The sequence below is a fragment of the Bacteroidia bacterium genome (assembly GCA_041391665.1).
GTDB lineage: Bacteria > Bacteroidota > Bacteroidia > J057 > J057 > JAGQVA01.
Genome location: JAWKNO010000002.1, coordinates 1,417,750 through 1,434,801 on the forward strand (window position 1 = coordinate 1,417,750; position 17,052 = coordinate 1,434,801).

The window sequence follows — 17,052 nt, forward strand, 5'->3', positions numbered from 1 at the left end:
TAGCTTTGGTGTATAATTTTAGTAAAATGGATGATAGCATCAGACAAAGATTCGGACAAAACCTGAAATTTTTGCGCGAAAGAGCTAAACTTACTCAATGGGCACTTGCAGGGAAACTTTCCGATGACAGTGGTAAAAATGTGCATAAAAGTATTGGCTCTTATGAACAGGGCAACGCCTTTCCACTCCCCGAGATGATTGAGGCTATTCTGTCGCATTTTCATGTTACCTATGAGATCATGACCCGGCAGGAACTCTGGAAAATCAGCGAACAGAATTTCCTGGACTTGATGAACCCCAAAGTAGATTTTAAGGTACTTACCATCTCCGTTGACTCTGATAACAAGGAAAAAATTGAACTTGTCAGAGAAAAAGCTTCTGCCGGATATATCAAAGGATTTGCCGACACCAGTTTTATCAAACAACTGGAAAAATTTCATATGCCCTGGCTTCCACCAGAATATACCTATCGCGCTTTTGAAATCTCCGGAGACTCTATGCCGCCAATCCAGTCTGGCTCTATCGTCCTGGGTAAATATGTGGAAGATACATCCAGTCTTAAAAAGGGCGAACGGTATATCATTATTTCTAAAGAAGGGATTCTTTTCAAACGGATATATTTTCCGGCTCAGTCAAAAGGCCAGCAATCTTTGCTGCTTACTTCTGACAATCCGCGGTATGAACCCTATGAACTTCCCTATGAAGACATCCTGGAAGTATGGCAATTTTACGCTTATGTTGCGCTATGCTCTGATAAATAGTTAGTTAACCGCTGATTTATTACATATATGGCTTTGCCTGCATGTAGGATTTTCTTCGAATAGTATGTAAAAAAGTCAACAAACAACCATAAATCATTCAGACCCATTTACCGTTATTCTCTTCCCATTTTTACTGATTCAGGGGTTTCCACAGAGGGGGCTCCTGATTTTTTTTATTTTCCCTCCCTGTTCGCTCTATTTTTTAACCTCCCCTACCCTATGGAAAGCCGGATCTCGCCTGTCCGTTTTCTTACATCCTTTCGTAAAGTTTATCAATATTTCGTCAGGCCGTTTTTTTCCGGCCTATGCAATTTTTTTATAATTTGGTTCTATACAAATGACACGCACCCGGTTACGTACCTTTTAAAAAAAAATGAATACAAGCTAAACTTTCAACAACCCCAAATTAACCTCTAATGAGACCCTCATTCTTTCAATCCGAAAATGCTGTTAACAATTTGTTGCAGGCTTTTTCCGCCGGCGGCCTTGGACACCATAGTCCGGGAAACTGCGTACTCACCCATCTGATCGGCGGTAACGCCTGGATGGATGTGATACATCCGGTCAAAGGAACCATCGATCACCAAATGAAGTTGTCAGACCCCCGCAGGTTTGCTTCGGGATTAGAAGAAATCCGAAGAGCAGGGCTGACAATCGCTCAGGTTCTCGGTATTGAAGCAGCCTACGCGGGCAGGGTACAGATTCTGGATCATTCTTACGTTGCCACGCTGGACGATGATACAGATCCCGGCGGATTTGAAGGAATCAATAAAGTATTAGAACTATTAGATGACCCACACTTCCATCGAACCCCCTCATTAAGAGATATTTCTATTAAGGCATTAGTATAGTTTCAATAAGTTAGGTGTAAGGCGTTTCCTTCGGTCCCATTTTTTTGGGGCTGGAGGATTTTTTTTATGCGTAAATCCTGCTAATTTAAAGCCCAAAAGGACTACTATGCAAGATTTCCCGTGGCTTAAAAACTATCCTGATGGTGTAGACAAATCGATCAACGTCACAGACCAGTATTCGTCTGTTATGGATTTGGTCAATGAATGCCTGACAAAATACAGTGATTTGCCAGCCTATACCAACATGGGCAAAACCCTGTCTTTTGCAGAAGTTGATTCCCTTTCGCTTAGGTTTGCCTCTTACTTACAGGGGTTGGGATTGAAAAAAGGCGACCGTATCGCAATTCAAATGCCCAATCTGCTTCAATACCCCGTGGTACTTTTTGGCGCCATCCGGGCCGGCCTTATCGTTGTAAATACCAATCCGCTCTATACTGCCCGCGAACTTGAACATCAGCTAAAAGATTCAGGCGCTACCGCAATTGTTATTCTGGCAAATTTTGCCCATACCCTGGAAAAAGTTGTCGCTCATACGCAGATAAAACATATTATCGTCACACAAATTGGCGACCTGCTTGGTGGTATCAAAAAACCACTGACCAACTTTGTCGTGAAGCGGATAAAGAAAATGGTTCCTGCCTTTAAATTGCCGAAGGCTGTCTCTTTTTCCCGGGCAATAAAAAAGGGGGATCCCCAAACTTATCAGAAACCTTCCCTCAGTCTCAATGATGTCGGATTTCTTCAATACACGGGGGGTACAACGGGTATCTCTAAAGGCGCGGCTCTTTCTCATGGCAATATCGTGGCCAATACACTTCAGATTTGCGAGTGGATTCAATCTTCCCTGGAATTTCGCAAAGAAATCGTAATAACCGCCCTACCCCTTTATCACATTTTTGCATTTACCGTCAATTGCCTTTTTATCCTGCGAATGGGAGGAATGAACGTCCTTATCACCAATCCCAGGGATATGAAGTCTTTCCTGAAAGATCTCCGTGCGTTTAAGTTTACCCTGTTTACCGGTGTCAATACCCTTTTCAACGGATTGCTCAATCAGCCTGACATCGATAAAGTCGATTTTCGTTCATTGAAACTAGCCGTAGGCGGTGGAATGGCGGTACAAAAACCTGTAAATGAGCGGTGGAAAAGCCGTACGGGTGTACCTATCCTGGAAGGATATGGGCTCAGTGAGACGTCTCCCGTTCTCTCCATGAATCCAACCAATGGTAAAGACCAGATCGGCACAATCGGTCTGCCAATGCCCAACACCGAAATGGCCATCATGAATGAAGCTGGCGAACAGCTCCCGATCGGTGAAAGAGGCGAAATCTGTGCCCGTGGACCTCAGGTTATGTCTGGTTATTGGCAACGGCCTGATGAATCTGATCAGGTGTTTTTCCCGGGCGGCTGGTTCCGTACCGGTGATATCGGTATCATGGATGAAAATGGATTTTTCCGGATCGTGGACCGCAAAAAAGATATGATTTTGGTTTCCGGATTTAATGTATTCCCCAACGAGGTCGAAGATGTCGTCGCTTCTCACCCCGGTGTACTGGAAGTCGCAGCGATCGGCGTACCTGATGAAAAATCCACAGAAGCTGTGAAAATCTACGTGGTGAAAAAAGACCAGAACCTCACAAAAGAAGATCTGGTCGCATTTTGCAGGGAAAACCTCACCGGTTACAAAATACCCAAACATGTTGCCTTCATCCATGAACTCCCCAAATCAAACGTAGGGAAAATTATCAGAAGAGAACTTCGGGAAATGGAAGAAACAAAACAATAGGTTTATTCGGCCCGGTAAAGGCGATAAAGCAGGTATTTAAACCCTCCGTTTTGTACAAATTTGTTCAGCTCTTTTGCTTTAGGGCTGACAATATACTTTTCTACTTTTCCCTCGCTGTTATATTCCTCCCTTACGCCACGGGTATATTCCTGCAAATGTTCGATTTCTTTTTCCGGATCCACCATCCAGACAGCCAGGTCTCCATTTCGCTCCTGCTTGAGCAGCAACACATTGTAGCGGCTGGGTTCATCGCGCATGTTCAGGTAATATTCACCTTTATAATTTTTCAAAATCACACTGTCCGACAAAAATGATTTTTCTCTTTCCCAATATGAATAGCGAATAGAACTGTCAGTACGAACATATGGATACCCGGCTTGCGGATTAATATCCAATCTGTATAAAAGTGAATCCTGAATACGAATATCTGGATCAGATGCCGCTTCTTCCAGCGTCAATTCTCTGGATTCCCGGGAAATAGCCAGAAAACCTTCCGGAAAAATAACTAATGTATCCGCTTCAGACTTCTCTGAATCACGGTATTCGGTAATGATATAGGTCCCCAGAAATGATTCGGGAAAAGTACTAAGTGAAGCTTCTCCCGCAGGCTGAGGTTCTGTAAACTGTACTGTGACACAAGAAGTGGCTATCAACGCCACGAGGATAAAAATGAGTAAGTTACGCATGACTGTTGTGGATTAGAGGTACTGAAAACTTCTCCTTGAGAAACGCAACGCCAGAAGCAAAGTTAGAAGACACATTCCCCAAAACAGATTTTACCACAAGTAAATTTTACTTCATTATTCATTGATTATTAATATATTAAGACAGTATAATACCGACTTTAGAAAGCGGTGAAAATTCCTAACTCTTTTTCTTGTTTTCAGTAAAAGAGATAAACCCACAACAGGAATGGACAAACTCAAAACTATTATTTCGACATTTTCGCCGGAGGACCAAAAAGAGCTTAGCCTGTTTGTCCAAAGGCAGAAAAAGAAAAAAAGCAGAAAGGATCTCGACTTGCTCAACCTGCTTCGCAAAGAGAAAGATTTTTCATCTGAAGAAATCTTGCAGAAGCTGTATCCCGATTCTTCCAACCAGATTGCCTACCATGCGGTTCGCAAGCGCCTGATGCGACATTTGAATGAGTTTATTATGCTCAAACAAATGGACGAAGATCCTTCCACAGCTTCTTCGGTCATGGGAATGATCTCGATGGCTCGATATCTTTTTGAAAAAAGAGTGGATAAGCTGGGGTGGGATATCATCCGAAAGGCGGAAAAACTAGCCAGAGAAAACGAACATTTTGACCTGCTCAACACCATTTATAATCTTCAGATTGAAAAAGCCGGCGACGATTTTGCTGACACCCTGGAAGACATTATGCAGAAGCGGGAACTTAATAAAATATTCGCGGAAGAGGATGAAAAGGCAGCCATCGCCAACAGTCTGATCAAAAGGAAACTTACCGAAATCAGAATGAAGGGAATGGTGCCTGATTTTGATTTTACCATCAGGGAAGTGCTGGAAAAATATCAGCTGTCTGAAGCTGTCAACAATCGCCCCCGGCTTTTTCTGAATCTGATGTCGATTACCCGCAGCATGATCATCGCCAGGCAGGATTACTACAATTTTGAGCCATTGGTGATTGCAGGTTTTATGGAAATGGAATCCAGAGATCTTTTTTCCGGCCCCCATCATGCCTGCAAGCTGGAGTTGCTGTATATGATTGCCCATGTCTTATACCGCAATAAAAAATTTGATAAATCCCTGGAATGGCTGGAAAAAATGAATGAGGCCCTGGAGGCAAATCACAAAAGCTATTACTATTTGTTTTACCCCAGATACGCCATGTTGAAAGCGGTAAACTACACATTTACCTACCGGGTCCAGGATGCCATTCGGTTGCTTGAAAATATGCTTACCCGTTCGCAACTGCGGCTTCAGGTACAAGACGTGCTGAGTGTCAGGCTGAATATGGGCTATTTCTCATTTCTGGCAGGCGACAAATCAGGAGCGGTGAAAGCAGGAATTGAAATTCAGCATTCAGACAAATGGCTGGAGAAAAAAATGGGAAAAGAATGGGTATTGAAAAAAAATCTGAGTGAAATGATTTTACAATATGAACTCGGGAACTATGATCTCGCTAAGGGGAAAATCCGGTCGATAGAAAAAAAATTCCAGGAATTGCTGCGACTCCCGGCATACCAAAAAGTAAGCGTATATCTATCTTTTGTCAGGCGAATGACGGCAAATCCGGGCGCTGAGGTTTATCCGGAGTTTTACGAGGAGGTGCAGGAATCCTTTGATTTTATGCCGGTAGCAAGAGAAAATATCCACGAAATGGGCTTTTATGGTTGGCTAAAATCCCGAATGACCCAGCGCGACTTTTATGAAGTTTTGCTTGAACTGGTAAGAAATAATGGAGAGGATGAAAACTTTGTAGAAACAAATTCGTTAGAATACTCAAATCATCGTTCCAACATTGATGAATAATAGCAAATATCCACTCATCCTTAAACAACTGATTAGCAATTGTTGTTGCTGTATTGATTTACATAATACAGGGGTGGAGGTTTTTCCCTGAGAATACGAATCAGTTATAAATGAATTTCATCAACTCCACCCTTAGGGCTGGAGTTTTTTGTTTTACATTACCAACAATCTCAATATGACTACGCTGACAAACCCTCCGGGTGATATCCTCGAAAATCTTGATCAGACCGGTGATTTGGTTGGAAACACGCCTTTACTGGAGATCAACCACGCATTTTTGAAACCGGGGGTTCGCATTTTTGCGAAACTCGAATGGCAGCAATTGGGACAAAGTGTAAAAGCCCGGGCTGCATATGAAATCATTAAAGATGCTGTATTCTCCGGAGAGCTTGGATCTGGAAAGACCCTGTTGGATGCGACCAGTGGAAACACCGGCATAGCCTATGCGGCCATTTGTGCCAGGATGGGCATTCCCCTTACCATCTGTCTTCCGATGAACGCTTCCCCTGAGCGGAAAAGGTTGCTCAGGGCGTATGGCGCAGAGTTGATCCTGACTTCTCCTCTGGAAGGTACGGATGGGGCCCAGGAAAAAGCCAGAGAGCTGGCCGAAAGCTTTCCTGAAAAATATTTTTATGCCGACCAATACAATAACGACAACAATTGGAAAGCCCACTATTACGGGACCGCAAAAGAGATTTATCACCAGACCAATGGCGGTGTTACCCATTTTGTGGCAGCGTTGGGAACTACCGGAACATTTACCGGTACGGGCCGAAAGCTGCGGGAAATAAACCCAGGCATCCGCCTCATTGCCCTTCAGCCCGAGACTGCATTGCATGGGCTCGAAGGATGGAAAGATCTTCAAACTGCCCGTGTTCCCGGGATTTATGATCCTTCTGTGCAGGATGAAGTGCGCCATGTAAGTACCGGAGATGCTTATGAATGGATCAAAAAATTTGCTTCAACTGAAGGCATTCTCCTGAGTCCTTCTTCAGCTGCAAACCTGGCCGGCGCAATAGCAGTAGCCAACGAAATAGACAATGGCGTAGTAGTTACCATATTCCCTGATGATGCCTCTAAATATCAGGAAGTGATTGAAGAAATTTTATAATATGAGCAATACGATCGAAGTACCGTCTCCCTTCCAAATACAACTGAATGCAACTGCCTTGAATCAATTAAAAGAACATGGCAGCGCAGGTTTTCCAGATGAAATATGTGGATTTTTATATGGAAAAGATCTGGAAGTCAGGGAAATCACGCATTTGAAGCCCGTTATCAATAGCAAAGAAGGAGATCAGCGCAGAAGGTTTGAAATTTCGCCTTTGGATTATATACAGGCAGAACGTTTTGCCCTGGAGAATGGATTAGATCTACTGGGTGTGTATCATACTCACCCCAACCATCCGGCGATTCCTTCAGAACATGATCTCGTTCAGGCTATGCCCTATTTTTCCTATATCATTCTCTCTGTAAGGGAGGGCGTTCCCGCCGAAATACGCTCCTGGCGAATCGACGACCTCTCGGGAAAATTTGGAGAGGAAAAAATCCATTTCGATACGGAAAAAGCCACATAAGGTAATCTGCCAGACATCCCTTCGCTGAAGAAAACACTAATTTTAATCTATTAACAAGAACCAAATTCAAATATCATGGCTAAAATTCTCATTCCAACCCCTTTGCGCAAATTTGCCAACAACCAGTCTGCCATACAGGTTTCGAATACCACCATTGGCGGCACGATCAATGAGTTGGCAGAAAAACATCCGGATTTGAAAAAACACCTGCTCGACGAAAGTGGAGATATCCGGAAATTTATCAGAATCTATTTGGGAGACGAAGACATCAAAGTATTGGATGGCTCATCAACTCCTGTTATTGAATCCTCTGTCATCAGCATTATTCCTGCCATTGCCGGTGGCATGGTATAACCCCAAAACGTAAGTATCCCATGACAAAAACGAATGAAGTAACTTTCTCACACGCAGAAATAGAGCGATATAGCCGGCACCTCATCATTCCGGAGTTTAATATCGCCGGGCAGCGGAAACTGAAAGCCGGAAAAGTGCTGGTAGTAGGCGGAGGCGGCCTGGGAAGTCCGATTCTTCAGTATCTGGCTGCTGCTGGTGTGGGCACAATTGGCATTGTAGATTATGACCGAGTGGACGATAGTAACCTGCAGCGGCAGGTATTATATGGTCTTGACTCGGTGGGGAAACTCAAAGTGGATGAAGCAAAAAGAAGGATAGAAAGCCTGAATCCGCATATTACGGTCAAGACCTACAACACATTGCTCACATCAGAGAATGCGCTTGATATTATCAGGGACTACGACGTGGTAGCCGACGGCACAGACAACTTTGCCACCCGCTATCTCGTCAATGATGCCTGCGTATTGCTGGGAAAAGTAAATGTGTATGGTTCGATTTTTCAGTTTGAAGGTCAGGTTTCTGTGTTTAACTATACCGATTCATCAGGCGTTACAGGTCCCAATTATCGCGACCTCTTCCCTACCCCACCCCCTCCGGGGTTGGTACCAAGCTGCGCCGAAGGCGGTGTTATTGGCGTTTTGCCTGGAATCATAGGTTCGATGCAGGCATTGGAAGTAATCAAGGTTGTCTCCGGTGTGGGCGAACCGCTGGCGGGCAGATTGTTTTTGTTTGATGCGCTAAATTTTTCTAACCGGATTTTGCGTATTCATAAAGACGAAAACAACCCATTGACCGGCAAAAACCCTACACAGACAGAATTAATTGATTATGTACAATTTTGCGGCGCACCACAGATTGAGCAGGAGCATGAAGAAAATGGCGAAGTGAAAGAAATTACGGTAGCAGAATTGAACCGGTACCGAATAGAGGGAACGGATTTCCAACTGATCGATGTACGGGAGCCACATGAATATGAGATCGTTAATATTGACGGGGAGCTTATCCCCCAGGGTGAGATCGAGGACCACCTGGAACAAATTCATAGTGAAAAACCAGTAGTGATCCATTGCCGGAGCGGAGTAAGAAGTGCAAAGGTTATTCGTATGCTGGAGGAAAAATATGGGTTTACGAATCTATACAATCTGAAAGGCGGCGTACTGGCCTATGCCAAAGAGATCAATCCGGCACTCCCTACCTATTGATAAATAGGTAGTTGTATAATAAGTCCCTGAATAATATTGTTCAATAGCGAAAATTTTGCAATATTTGGGGCGGTTCTTTGAATATTCACAAATCCAAATAGCAGTTATTATGGATCTAAAAACCCTGTGTGAGCAATACTCACCATATGATCATCGGGAACGCATGCGTGCTATTTTCCGTGACTTCGACAGGGTGCTGGTGACATCGTCTTTCGGGGCGACATCAGCCACTTTTTTACATTTACTCCATAAGGTGCGTCCGGATCACCCGGTTTATTTCATTGACACAAAGTACCACTTCGAGGAAACGATTGGTTATAAGCAGCAACTCGAGCGCATGCTGAACCTTGATATCCGTGCGGTGGCACCCAAGTCCAATGAAAACGCATACACACAAATGGACTATACCTGGAGCCATGAACCGGACACTTGTTGTTATCTCAACAAAGTTATGCCGGTGGAAGCTTTAACCGCTGCCCATGATGTATGGGTTTCGGGTATGGTTGGCGCAAGCGAGACGCGACGAAATCAACCGCTGTTTCAATTTAAAGGGGGAATTCTACGGTTTTATCCATTGATTGATATGACTGAAGAGGAAGCGCATTACTACCGTATGGCCTATGATCTTCCCGAACACCCCCTTGAAGCAAGAGGTTACGCGTCCATTGGATGTACCCACTGCACCCGCCCTGGTGCCGGCCGCGCTGGTCGATGGGCAGGTTTCAACAAAACAGAGTGTGGGCTCCATCTGTAACCATTAACGCACTCCTTCATTAATGCCTGGAATCACTTTCTGAAGATTTGCCTATTGCGACAATCTCCGGAGTGTTTTCAGGCATTTCTTCTATGGGCTTTTTACTTTTTTCATTGTGGTAGGTCGCCAGGTCAATAGCCGCATTCAATTCGAAGCCAATTAACAAAACCATCGATAGGTAGTAGAACCACACCATCAAAAGGATAATTGCCCCCAAACTTCCGTATAACTTATTGAAATTGGCAAAATTGGCAAAATAATATCGGAGGCCAATTAATGCTGTTACCGTCAGCACCCCGGCAATGACAGCTCCGGGAGAGATAAATTTCCACCGCTGTTGGGTTGGCGGTGCAAGATAATACAGAATAGATATACAAATGAATGTAGTAAGTAAGGTGATAATTGACCGGATTGCCCCATATAAAAACTCTCCTACATAAAGCCTTAGCTGAATATATTCCATAAAAATTTCAGCCAACACAGAAAAAATAATCACAGCTCCGAGGATAAAAAATATCATAAGGGCTGTTCCGTACATTTCAAAAAAGCCTCGTTTTTTAAATACGTCCTCATTTTTGGTAAAGGCTTTCATCATGGCAATAATACCACGCGTCGCACCCCAGACGGCAAGAAAAATACTCACACCGATGAGTAAGAAGTCTGCTTCTCCGGTAAGATAATTTTCCGCAATGGTTTCTACATCTACAACACTGATCCCCTGTTCCGGCAAATACTGGCGAATAAATTCGGCAACTTTGCTCTCCAGATTATCGATCGGAAATTTGGGCAAAATGATAAAAACCAGAATCAGCGTGGGGAAAAATGAAAAGAAAAACTGGTAAGCCATTGCCGCAGCGAGCAAGGTAAACTTACTGTCCATCAGTCCATTGATAAAAAATTTCAACACATCATAAAGCCCCATCCCCTGGAATCCCGGGAGTTTGATCTTCTGCAGGAGAAGTACGGCTTTTACCATCAGGCGCCGAATAAACCACTTAATATGTTTCAACACCAAGACTGTCTGGTTTTCTGTAGTTGCAATTTACAAGTATGGCGACGAATCTGCAAATCCTGTCATTCAGATTCGATCCAATGATTTTTGACTGCTGCGAGAATAAAATCGGGAACCCGGACGGGCATCATCCGGCTTTTGTCAAAAAACGCAAGTCTTACTTCTCCGGTTACGATTAATTTTTCATTTTCATCGTGAATCTCGTAGCGGGTAAGAAAACTTGCACGGGGAATTTCGGGAACGGTAGTACGCACCCGCAGGAGGCTATCGTAAAATGCCGGATTTTTGTATTTGATCTGAAGATCAGCCACGGGCATAAGAATGCCCTTTTCTTCAATTGTACGATAAGATATGCCCAAACTGCGAATGGTCTCTACCCTGCCTACCTCGAAATACTCCGCATATTTCCCATAATAGACATAACCCATCTGGTCTGTCTCGGCATATCTTACCCTTACATACGTATCGTGAACAATCATTATTCCACGTCAAACGTCGGATCAATCTCTGCTTTCCACGCCAGCATACCACCGGTCATGTTGCGCACATTCTGGAAGCCCACGCTTTGCATATAGGTAGTTGCCCGGCCACTTCGACCGCCAGAGCGGCAAATTAATACGACTTCTTTATCTTTCAGGTATTCCAGTTCGGGAAGTTTAAATTGAAGGATACCCAGCGAAATTTTTTCGACGTTGTCAAGTGCCTGCTGAGCCCATTCGTGAGGCTCTCTTACATCAATCATCACAGGTGCAGTGCCTGCGTCGATTCTGTTTTTCAATTCTTTGACCGAGATGTCCATAGCTGTTTGATTAATAAAGTAAAGGTTGTGATTATTGGTATAAGCAAAAATACAGATTAAACATTAAACCGGAAATGAACAACATCTCCGTCCTGGAATACATATTCTTTGCCTTCGATGGAGAGTTTGCCGGCTTCCTTCACCGCTTGCTCTGATTTATAATGAACAAAATCATCATAATGGATCACCTCAGCACGGATAAATCCGCGTTCAAAATCTGTATGTATCACTCCGGCGGCCTGAGGGGCTTTCGTTCCTCTTTCTATGGTCCAGGCGCGCACCTCTTTTTCACCTGCGGTGAAATAGGTCTGGAGATCCAGAAGATGGTAGGCAGCGCGAATCAGGACGTTGAGTCCTGGCTCTTTTAACCCAGCGGATTCGAGAAATTCCCTTGCAATTTCAGGGTCGCCCAGGTCCATCAATTGTTCTTCAAAAAATGCCGAAATAACAATCATCTCTGCATTTTCATCCTGAATAGCGGCTTTTACTGCTTCTACGTGGCGGTTTCCATCGGGCAAACTTTTCTCATCCACATTACAGACATATAAGACTTTTTTGTCAGTAATCAGGCCCAGGTCCGCTACTGTAGCTTTTTCTTCAGGAGTAACTTCCAGCGTACGCGCATTTTTTCCCTGTACGATATGGGCAATATATTTATCAATGGCGGCCACTTGCTTGAGTGCGTCTTTGTTTCCGCCTTTAGTCATTTTTTGTGCCCGATCCCGCTTGCGCTCAAGGAGTTCAAGATCCTTAAACTGAAGTTCTGTATCGATAATATCCTTGTCGCGGACGGGGTCAACGGAAGCTTCGACATGGATAATATTGTCGTCATCAAAACAGCGGAGCACGTGAAGAATTGCCTCGCACTCGCGGATATTTCCCAGAAACTGATTGCCAAGCCCCTCCCCTTTGCTGGCGCCTTTGACAAGCCCCGCGATATCCATGATTTGAACTACGGCTGGTACCACCTGTTTGGGTTTCACAAACTCGGTTAGTTTTGTGAGGCGGTCGTCCGGAACGGGAATGATCCCGATATTTGGTTCGATGGTACAGAACGGATAGTTGGCAGCTTCTGCTTTCGCGCTGGAGAGAGAGTTAAAAAGCGTGGATTTTCCCACATTAGGTAGTCCCACAATCCCACATTTGAATCCCATAATGGCTTTTTCCGCTTAAGATTAATATTTGCGGTGCAAAAGTAAGAAGATTCATTCAGCGAACCAACAAGATGCCGCCATTTGTGCTTCTCCCCCACCCTTTCGCGCAATTGCTGTTTTGACAGAACAGGTTCGGCTAAATTTCCCCTCTAACACTGTTACAAAATATTACATATTTTAATTTTCTTCACGGACTGCAATTTTGCTGCAGAATTGAAAATGCCCATGATTGCCGAAAATATTTTTCTTTTTTTCCCTCTCCCCGTCCCTATTCCCTTGCAAATCAAGGGTGAATCTATTACCTTCATAACATCGTTAGAAAAAATCACATGACATTACCACATAAAGAAAGACGGCTCAAAGATATCGAATCGCTCAAAGGGAAAGTCCTTCAGGCTGCCCGGGACCTCGCAGTCAAAAAAGGCTGGCCAGAAGTTTCGATCCGTAAAATCGGGGAAATCGTCCAATATACCTCTCCGGTTATCTACGAACATTTCAAAAACAAAGAAGCGATCCTCATCGAACTGGAAGAAATGGGCTTCCGCGACCTGAGAAATACGCTTCTACAGGCCCGCACCCGCTCCGCTTTGCCCTCTGTCCAACTGGAAGATGTCTCAACAGCGTTTTGGGACTGGGCTTTCTATAATGCGGAACTTTACCAGGTAATGTTTAACCTCGAAGGTATATACTGCTCTCATACCAACCCTAATGCGCTGAAAGATGCAGCCGCTCCCGTTGTCGAAATCCTGAAGGAAATTAATCTCTTCTCCGGTGAACTCGACGAACTGTTTTTCCATTGGTGGGCCATTGTCCACGGACATATTACCCTCGTCATGTGTGGCCAAATTAAAGGCATGGACAACCGTATGCGGAAATATATGCTCAGCGCAGTCCAGCGTTTTTCCAAAAGTATCTCCTGACCCGCCAATTTTTTCCCGATTTTCAAAAACCTTTTCAAGCTAGCCTCGTTTTTAGGTTGGAAACTTTGAATACACTCAGAGTTTCCATAGTTTTGCAGCCCAAAATTCAGGCTACATGGAAATCCGGGATAGAATTCTGGCGCGGGCCACACAATTATTTCTGCAAAAAGGCGTAAAAAGCATCTCCATGGACGAGATCGCTGCCGACCTCGGTATTTCTAAAAAAACCATCTATCTCTCCTTTGCCAATAAAGCTGCGCTCGTTTACGAAATCAGCACAGAGTACTTCCGTCAGGAAAAAATGATGATGGAAGAAATATCTGAAAAAGCGCACAACGCCCTCGATGAGCTGTCAAAGGTCGTCAATTGGTCGCTCCGGTTTTTCCAAAACGTTCACCCGAGTGTCGTATATGATATTCAAAAATATTACCCTCAGGCATGGGCACTGTTTGAAGAATACAAAATCAGTTTTGTGCTTGACAAACTGAAAGAAAACCTGGTCTGGGGCATTTCAGAAGGTTATTACCGCCAGGAAATCAACGTCGAAATGGTTGCCAGAATGCGCCTTTCACAGATTGATGCTTGTCTGGATCCGCAGTATTTCCCTCCGGGAAAATTTGACTTCATGGAACTTCAGATACAGATGCTGGAAGTGTTTATGAATGGCATTGTAACTGATAAAGGCCGGGCATTTCTCCGCCAATCTTCCAAAAGTGATAGTCCTGATCAACCGAATTCACCACTTACCAATCAATAATGATGAAACGTATTATTACGTATGGCTGTTTGTCCGTTTTTTTACTTGCTTCTCCTGGCCTGATCGCTCAGGAGCTGACGTACAACCTGGAAGAATGTATTTCTTATGCCATAGAAAACAGCAAAACAATCCAAAATGCGCGTTTCGACGAGTATATTGCCAAAGCCCGTGTAAAGGAAATCCTTTCTCTGGGCTACCCACAGATCAGTGGAGGAGCTGATTTACAATACTTTATCGAACTTCCCACATCCATTCTTCCGGGAATTTTTAATCCGGAAACCGATCCTGTAACCGGCGAGCCTGTGATTGACCCCAATACCGGACAGCCTGTACCCGGACCGCCTGTTCCGCTTCAGTTTGGTTTTCCATGGAATGCCAATGTGGGGGTTAGTGCCAATCAGCTGATTGCAGACGGTACTTATTTTATCGGCCTGAAAGCCTCCCGTACTTTTGTCGAGTTGTCAGAAAAAAACACTGACAGGACAAAGGAAGAAATCGCCTATGCCGTAAGCAAAGCTTATTTTCAGGCGCTCATTACGGAAGAGCAAATGAATCTTCTGGATGCAAATCTCAGTCGGGTTGAAAAGCTATTCGAAGAAACCCGCGCACTGAATGCGGAAGGCTTTGTTGAGAAGATCGATGTGGATCGTCTTGAGATCAATTATACCAATCTGAAGCTCGAAAAAGCAAGAATCGCGCGATTTGCTGAGATGAGCCTGAACCTGCTCAAATTTCAGATGGGACTCCCGATCCAAACCACACTTTCGCTGGCCGGAACCCCCGAAGATCTCAAACCGGAGTCCATTCCGGACCTCATGCCCGCAGACTTTCAGGCTGAAAATCGAATAGAATATTCCATTCTACAGACACAACATGCATTGGAAAACTACAACCTTCGCAGATACCGCGCCGGTTATATTCCCAGTCTTTACGCATTTGGCTCTTATAAGTGGAATGCTCAGCGAAACGAGTTTAATCTTTTCAGCGGAAATGAAAAATGGTATCCGATCAGTGTTGTGGGCCTTCAACTGAATGTGCCGATTTTTGATGGATTCCAGAAACGGCAGCAGGTACAACAGTCTGCGATGGCAATCAAAAAGATTGAAAATAACTTTGAAATGCTTAAGCAGTCCGTCGCACTGGAAGTCAGCAACGCACATGGCAACTTAATGAATGCATTTCAGACATTGGAGACCAGCCAGCGAAATAAAGAATTGGCCAAAAGAGTGTACGAAGTCAGCCAGATTAAATACAGAGAAGGAGTCGGCTCAAGTCTTGAAGTCAACGAAGCAGAAAGCCAGTTGAAACAAACTGAGTCGGCGTATCTCAATGGCCTTTTTGAATTTTTTATGGCAAAAATCGACCTGCAGAAAGCCAGAGGCGAATTTTCCCGCTATCACCAGGAATAATCCACACTACCCGTTTATATAAAGTCAAAAGAAAATCAATGAAAACCATTTATCTGATTCTATTCTCCCTATTAATCGTTGCCTCGACCAGCTGTGGCGAAAAAGAACCCAAAACACTGGAGGAAAAAAAGGCCGTACTCAATCTGAAAAAGCAAGTGCTCAAAGAGCTTAGCAAAGAGGTTTCTCTGCTCGAAGAAGAAATCGCCAAACTTGACCCGGTGGCAAAAGAAGAAAGCCGCAAAGCTACAGTATCAACCATGAATGTAGTAACCGGCGATTTCCAGCACTTTGTATCCGTACAAGGGCAGGTGGAAGCGAATAAAAATATTTTGGTAAGCCCACAAACCGGTGGACGCATTGTCAAAATTAATGTAACTGAAGGTCAATCAGTACAGGCAGGCACCCTGCTTGCTCAGATTGATGACGCCATCATGCGCAGCGGCATTCAGGAAATCGAAACCTCCCTCGAACTGGCCAACATCATGTTCAATAAGCAGAAAAATCTCTGGGACCAGCAAATCGGTACCGAGGTTCAATACTTAACCGCCAAAAATCAGAAGGAATCACTCGAACGCCGGCTGGAAACCATGAAAGAGCAGCTGGAACTCAGTAAAATCAAATCGCCGATTTCCGGAACTGTGGATGAAATCATGCCAAAAGTTGGTGAAACGGTTTCCCCGGGCTTTCCTGCATTCAGAATTATCAACCCCAATGATCTTAGCCTGAAAGCAGAGATTTCGGAATCATACATTCCCTATATCCGCAAAGGTGATCAGGTGAAAATCTCTTTCCCCGCGCTGGACAAAAGCATCGAAGCAAAAGTAAGTACAGTGGGCCAGTTTATTAACCCAAATGACCGGACATTCCCGATAGAGGTAAAACTCCCCAATAATCCCATGCTGAAGGCAAATATGTTTGGAGAATTGTCCATCAACGACCGTACCCAAAAAGAGGCCATTACCATTCCGGTGAGCATTATCCAGCAATCAGAAGAAAGCGACTACGTGTTTGTCGCCCACGAAAGTGAAGGAAAATGGATTGCCACAAGAACCAATATCAAAACAGGCCTCAGTTACAATGGGCAAATCGAAGTTATCGAAGGGCTTACCAAAGATCAGCAACTGATTGTCATTGGCTACAAAAACCTGAGCGACGGGCAAGAAATCATCATCGAACAAACAAAAGTAACGTCATTGGCCGAAAGCAAATAGCAGGGCCGG

18 protein-coding genes are annotated in these 17,052 nt (G+C 44.2%); 13 read left to right on the plus strand and 5 right to left on the minus strand.

Annotated elements, in window-relative coordinates; translation table 11 throughout:
- Positions 1 to 26 precede the first annotated feature (26 nt).
- The 3 genes from R3D00_17535 to R3D00_17545 all read left to right on the plus strand — a co-directional run bounded on the left by R3D00_17535 (position 27) and on the right by R3D00_17545 (position 3,398).
- Positions 27 to 761 (plus strand): LexA family transcriptional regulator, encoded by a 735-nt coding sequence (locus R3D00_17535; GenBank protein ID MEZ4774990.1) that lies wholly within the window; start codon positions 27 to 29, stop codon positions 759 to 761.
- Between the two features lie 416 nt (positions 762 to 1,177).
- Complete coding sequence (locus tag R3D00_17540; protein MEZ4774991.1) at positions 1,178 to 1,612, plus strand: hypothetical protein; 435 nt, start codon at positions 1,178 to 1,180, stop codon at positions 1,610 to 1,612.
- Between the two features lie 106 nt (positions 1,613 to 1,718).
- Positions 1,719 to 3,398, plus strand: coding sequence for an AMP-binding protein (locus tag R3D00_17545; GenBank protein MEZ4774992.1), 1,680 nt, complete (start codon positions 1,719 to 1,721; stop codon positions 3,396 to 3,398).
- A gap of 2 nt (positions 3,399 to 3,400) precedes the next feature.
- Here R3D00_17545 and R3D00_17550 read toward each other — a convergent pair whose 3' ends face one another.
- Positions 3,401 to 4,084: a hypothetical protein gene (locus R3D00_17550; protein ID MEZ4774993.1), complete on the minus strand. Its 684-nt coding sequence runs from the start codon at positions 4,082 to 4,084 to the stop codon at positions 3,401 to 3,403.
- A gap of 226 nt (positions 4,085 to 4,310) precedes the next feature.
- Between R3D00_17550 and R3D00_17555 the strand changes: the two genes are divergently transcribed.
- From R3D00_17555 to R3D00_17580, 6 genes are all read left to right on the plus strand, one after another.
- The gene (locus R3D00_17555) at positions 4,311 to 5,894 is read left to right on the plus strand and encodes a hypothetical protein (GenBank protein MEZ4774994.1); all 1,584 of its coding nucleotides are present in this window, start codon (positions 4,311 to 4,313) and stop codon (positions 5,892 to 5,894) included.
- Between the two features lie 175 nt (positions 5,895 to 6,069).
- A complete protein-coding gene (locus R3D00_17560; GenBank protein ID MEZ4774995.1) occupies positions 6,070 to 7,005 on the plus strand; it encodes a cysteine synthase family protein in 936 nt (311 codons plus the stop codon).
- Position 7,006: 1 nt separating this feature from the next.
- Positions 7,007 to 7,471: a M67 family metallopeptidase gene (locus tag R3D00_17565; protein ID MEZ4774996.1), complete on the plus strand. Its 465-nt coding sequence runs from the start codon at positions 7,007 to 7,009 to the stop codon at positions 7,469 to 7,471.
- Between the two features lie 75 nt (positions 7,472 to 7,546).
- Complete coding sequence (locus R3D00_17570) at positions 7,547 to 7,825, plus strand: MoaD/ThiS family protein (GenBank protein MEZ4774997.1); 279 nt, start codon at positions 7,547 to 7,549, stop codon at positions 7,823 to 7,825.
- A gap of 20 nt (positions 7,826 to 7,845) precedes the next feature.
- On the plus strand, positions 7,846 to 9,027 hold the full coding sequence (moeB, locus tag R3D00_17575) for a molybdopterin-synthase adenylyltransferase MoeB (GenBank protein ID MEZ4774998.1): 1,182 nt from the start codon (positions 7,846 to 7,848) through the stop codon (positions 9,025 to 9,027).
- Between the two features lie 109 nt (positions 9,028 to 9,136).
- Entirely contained in the window at positions 9,137 to 9,781 is a 645-nt protein-coding gene (locus tag R3D00_17580; GenBank protein MEZ4774999.1) for a phosphoadenylyl-sulfate reductase, read from the plus strand.
- Between the two features lie 19 nt (positions 9,782 to 9,800).
- On the opposite strand, the gene R3D00_17585 is transcribed toward R3D00_17580, so the two are convergent.
- The 4 genes from R3D00_17585 to ychF all read right to left on the minus strand — a co-directional run bounded on the left by R3D00_17585 (position 9,801) and on the right by ychF (position 12,746).
- Positions 9,801 to 10,790, minus strand: a complete 990-nt coding sequence (locus R3D00_17585; protein ID MEZ4775000.1) for a YihY/virulence factor BrkB family protein — start codon at positions 10,788 to 10,790, stop codon at positions 9,801 to 9,803.
- Between the two features lie 65 nt (positions 10,791 to 10,855).
- Entirely contained in the window at positions 10,856 to 11,272 is a 417-nt protein-coding gene (locus tag R3D00_17590; protein MEZ4775001.1) for a thioesterase family protein, read from the minus strand.
- A complete protein-coding gene (locus tag R3D00_17595) occupies positions 11,272 to 11,592 on the minus strand; it encodes a rhodanese-like domain-containing protein (GenBank protein ID MEZ4775002.1) in 321 nt (106 codons plus the stop codon). The genes R3D00_17590 and R3D00_17595 overlap by 1 nt, the downstream gene beginning before the upstream one ends.
- A 56-nt stretch (positions 11,593 to 11,648) precedes the next feature.
- Entirely contained in the window at positions 11,649 to 12,746 is a 1,098-nt protein-coding gene (ychF, locus tag R3D00_17600; GenBank protein ID MEZ4775003.1) for a redox-regulated ATPase YchF, read from the minus strand.
- 329 nt (positions 12,747 to 13,075) lie between these two features.
- Between ychF and R3D00_17605 the strand changes: the two genes are divergently transcribed.
- The 4 genes from R3D00_17605 (at position 13,076) to R3D00_17620 (ending at position 17,043) form a co-directional block, all read left to right on the plus strand.
- Positions 13,076 to 13,666: a TetR/AcrR family transcriptional regulator gene (locus R3D00_17605; GenBank protein ID MEZ4775004.1), complete on the plus strand. Its 591-nt coding sequence runs from the start codon at positions 13,076 to 13,078 to the stop codon at positions 13,664 to 13,666.
- A 115-nt stretch (positions 13,667 to 13,781) separates the two neighbouring features.
- Entirely contained in the window at positions 13,782 to 14,423 is a 642-nt protein-coding gene (locus tag R3D00_17610; protein MEZ4775005.1) for a TetR/AcrR family transcriptional regulator, read from the plus strand.
- Between the two features lie 2 nt (positions 14,424 to 14,425).
- A complete protein-coding gene (locus tag R3D00_17615; protein ID MEZ4775006.1) occupies positions 14,426 to 15,832 on the plus strand; it encodes a TolC family protein in 1,407 nt (468 codons plus the stop codon).
- 38 nt (positions 15,833 to 15,870) lie between these two features.
- Entirely contained in the window at positions 15,871 to 17,043 is a 1,173-nt protein-coding gene (locus tag R3D00_17620; protein MEZ4775007.1) for an efflux RND transporter periplasmic adaptor subunit, read from the plus strand.
- Positions 17,044 to 17,052: the final 9 nt, after the last annotated feature.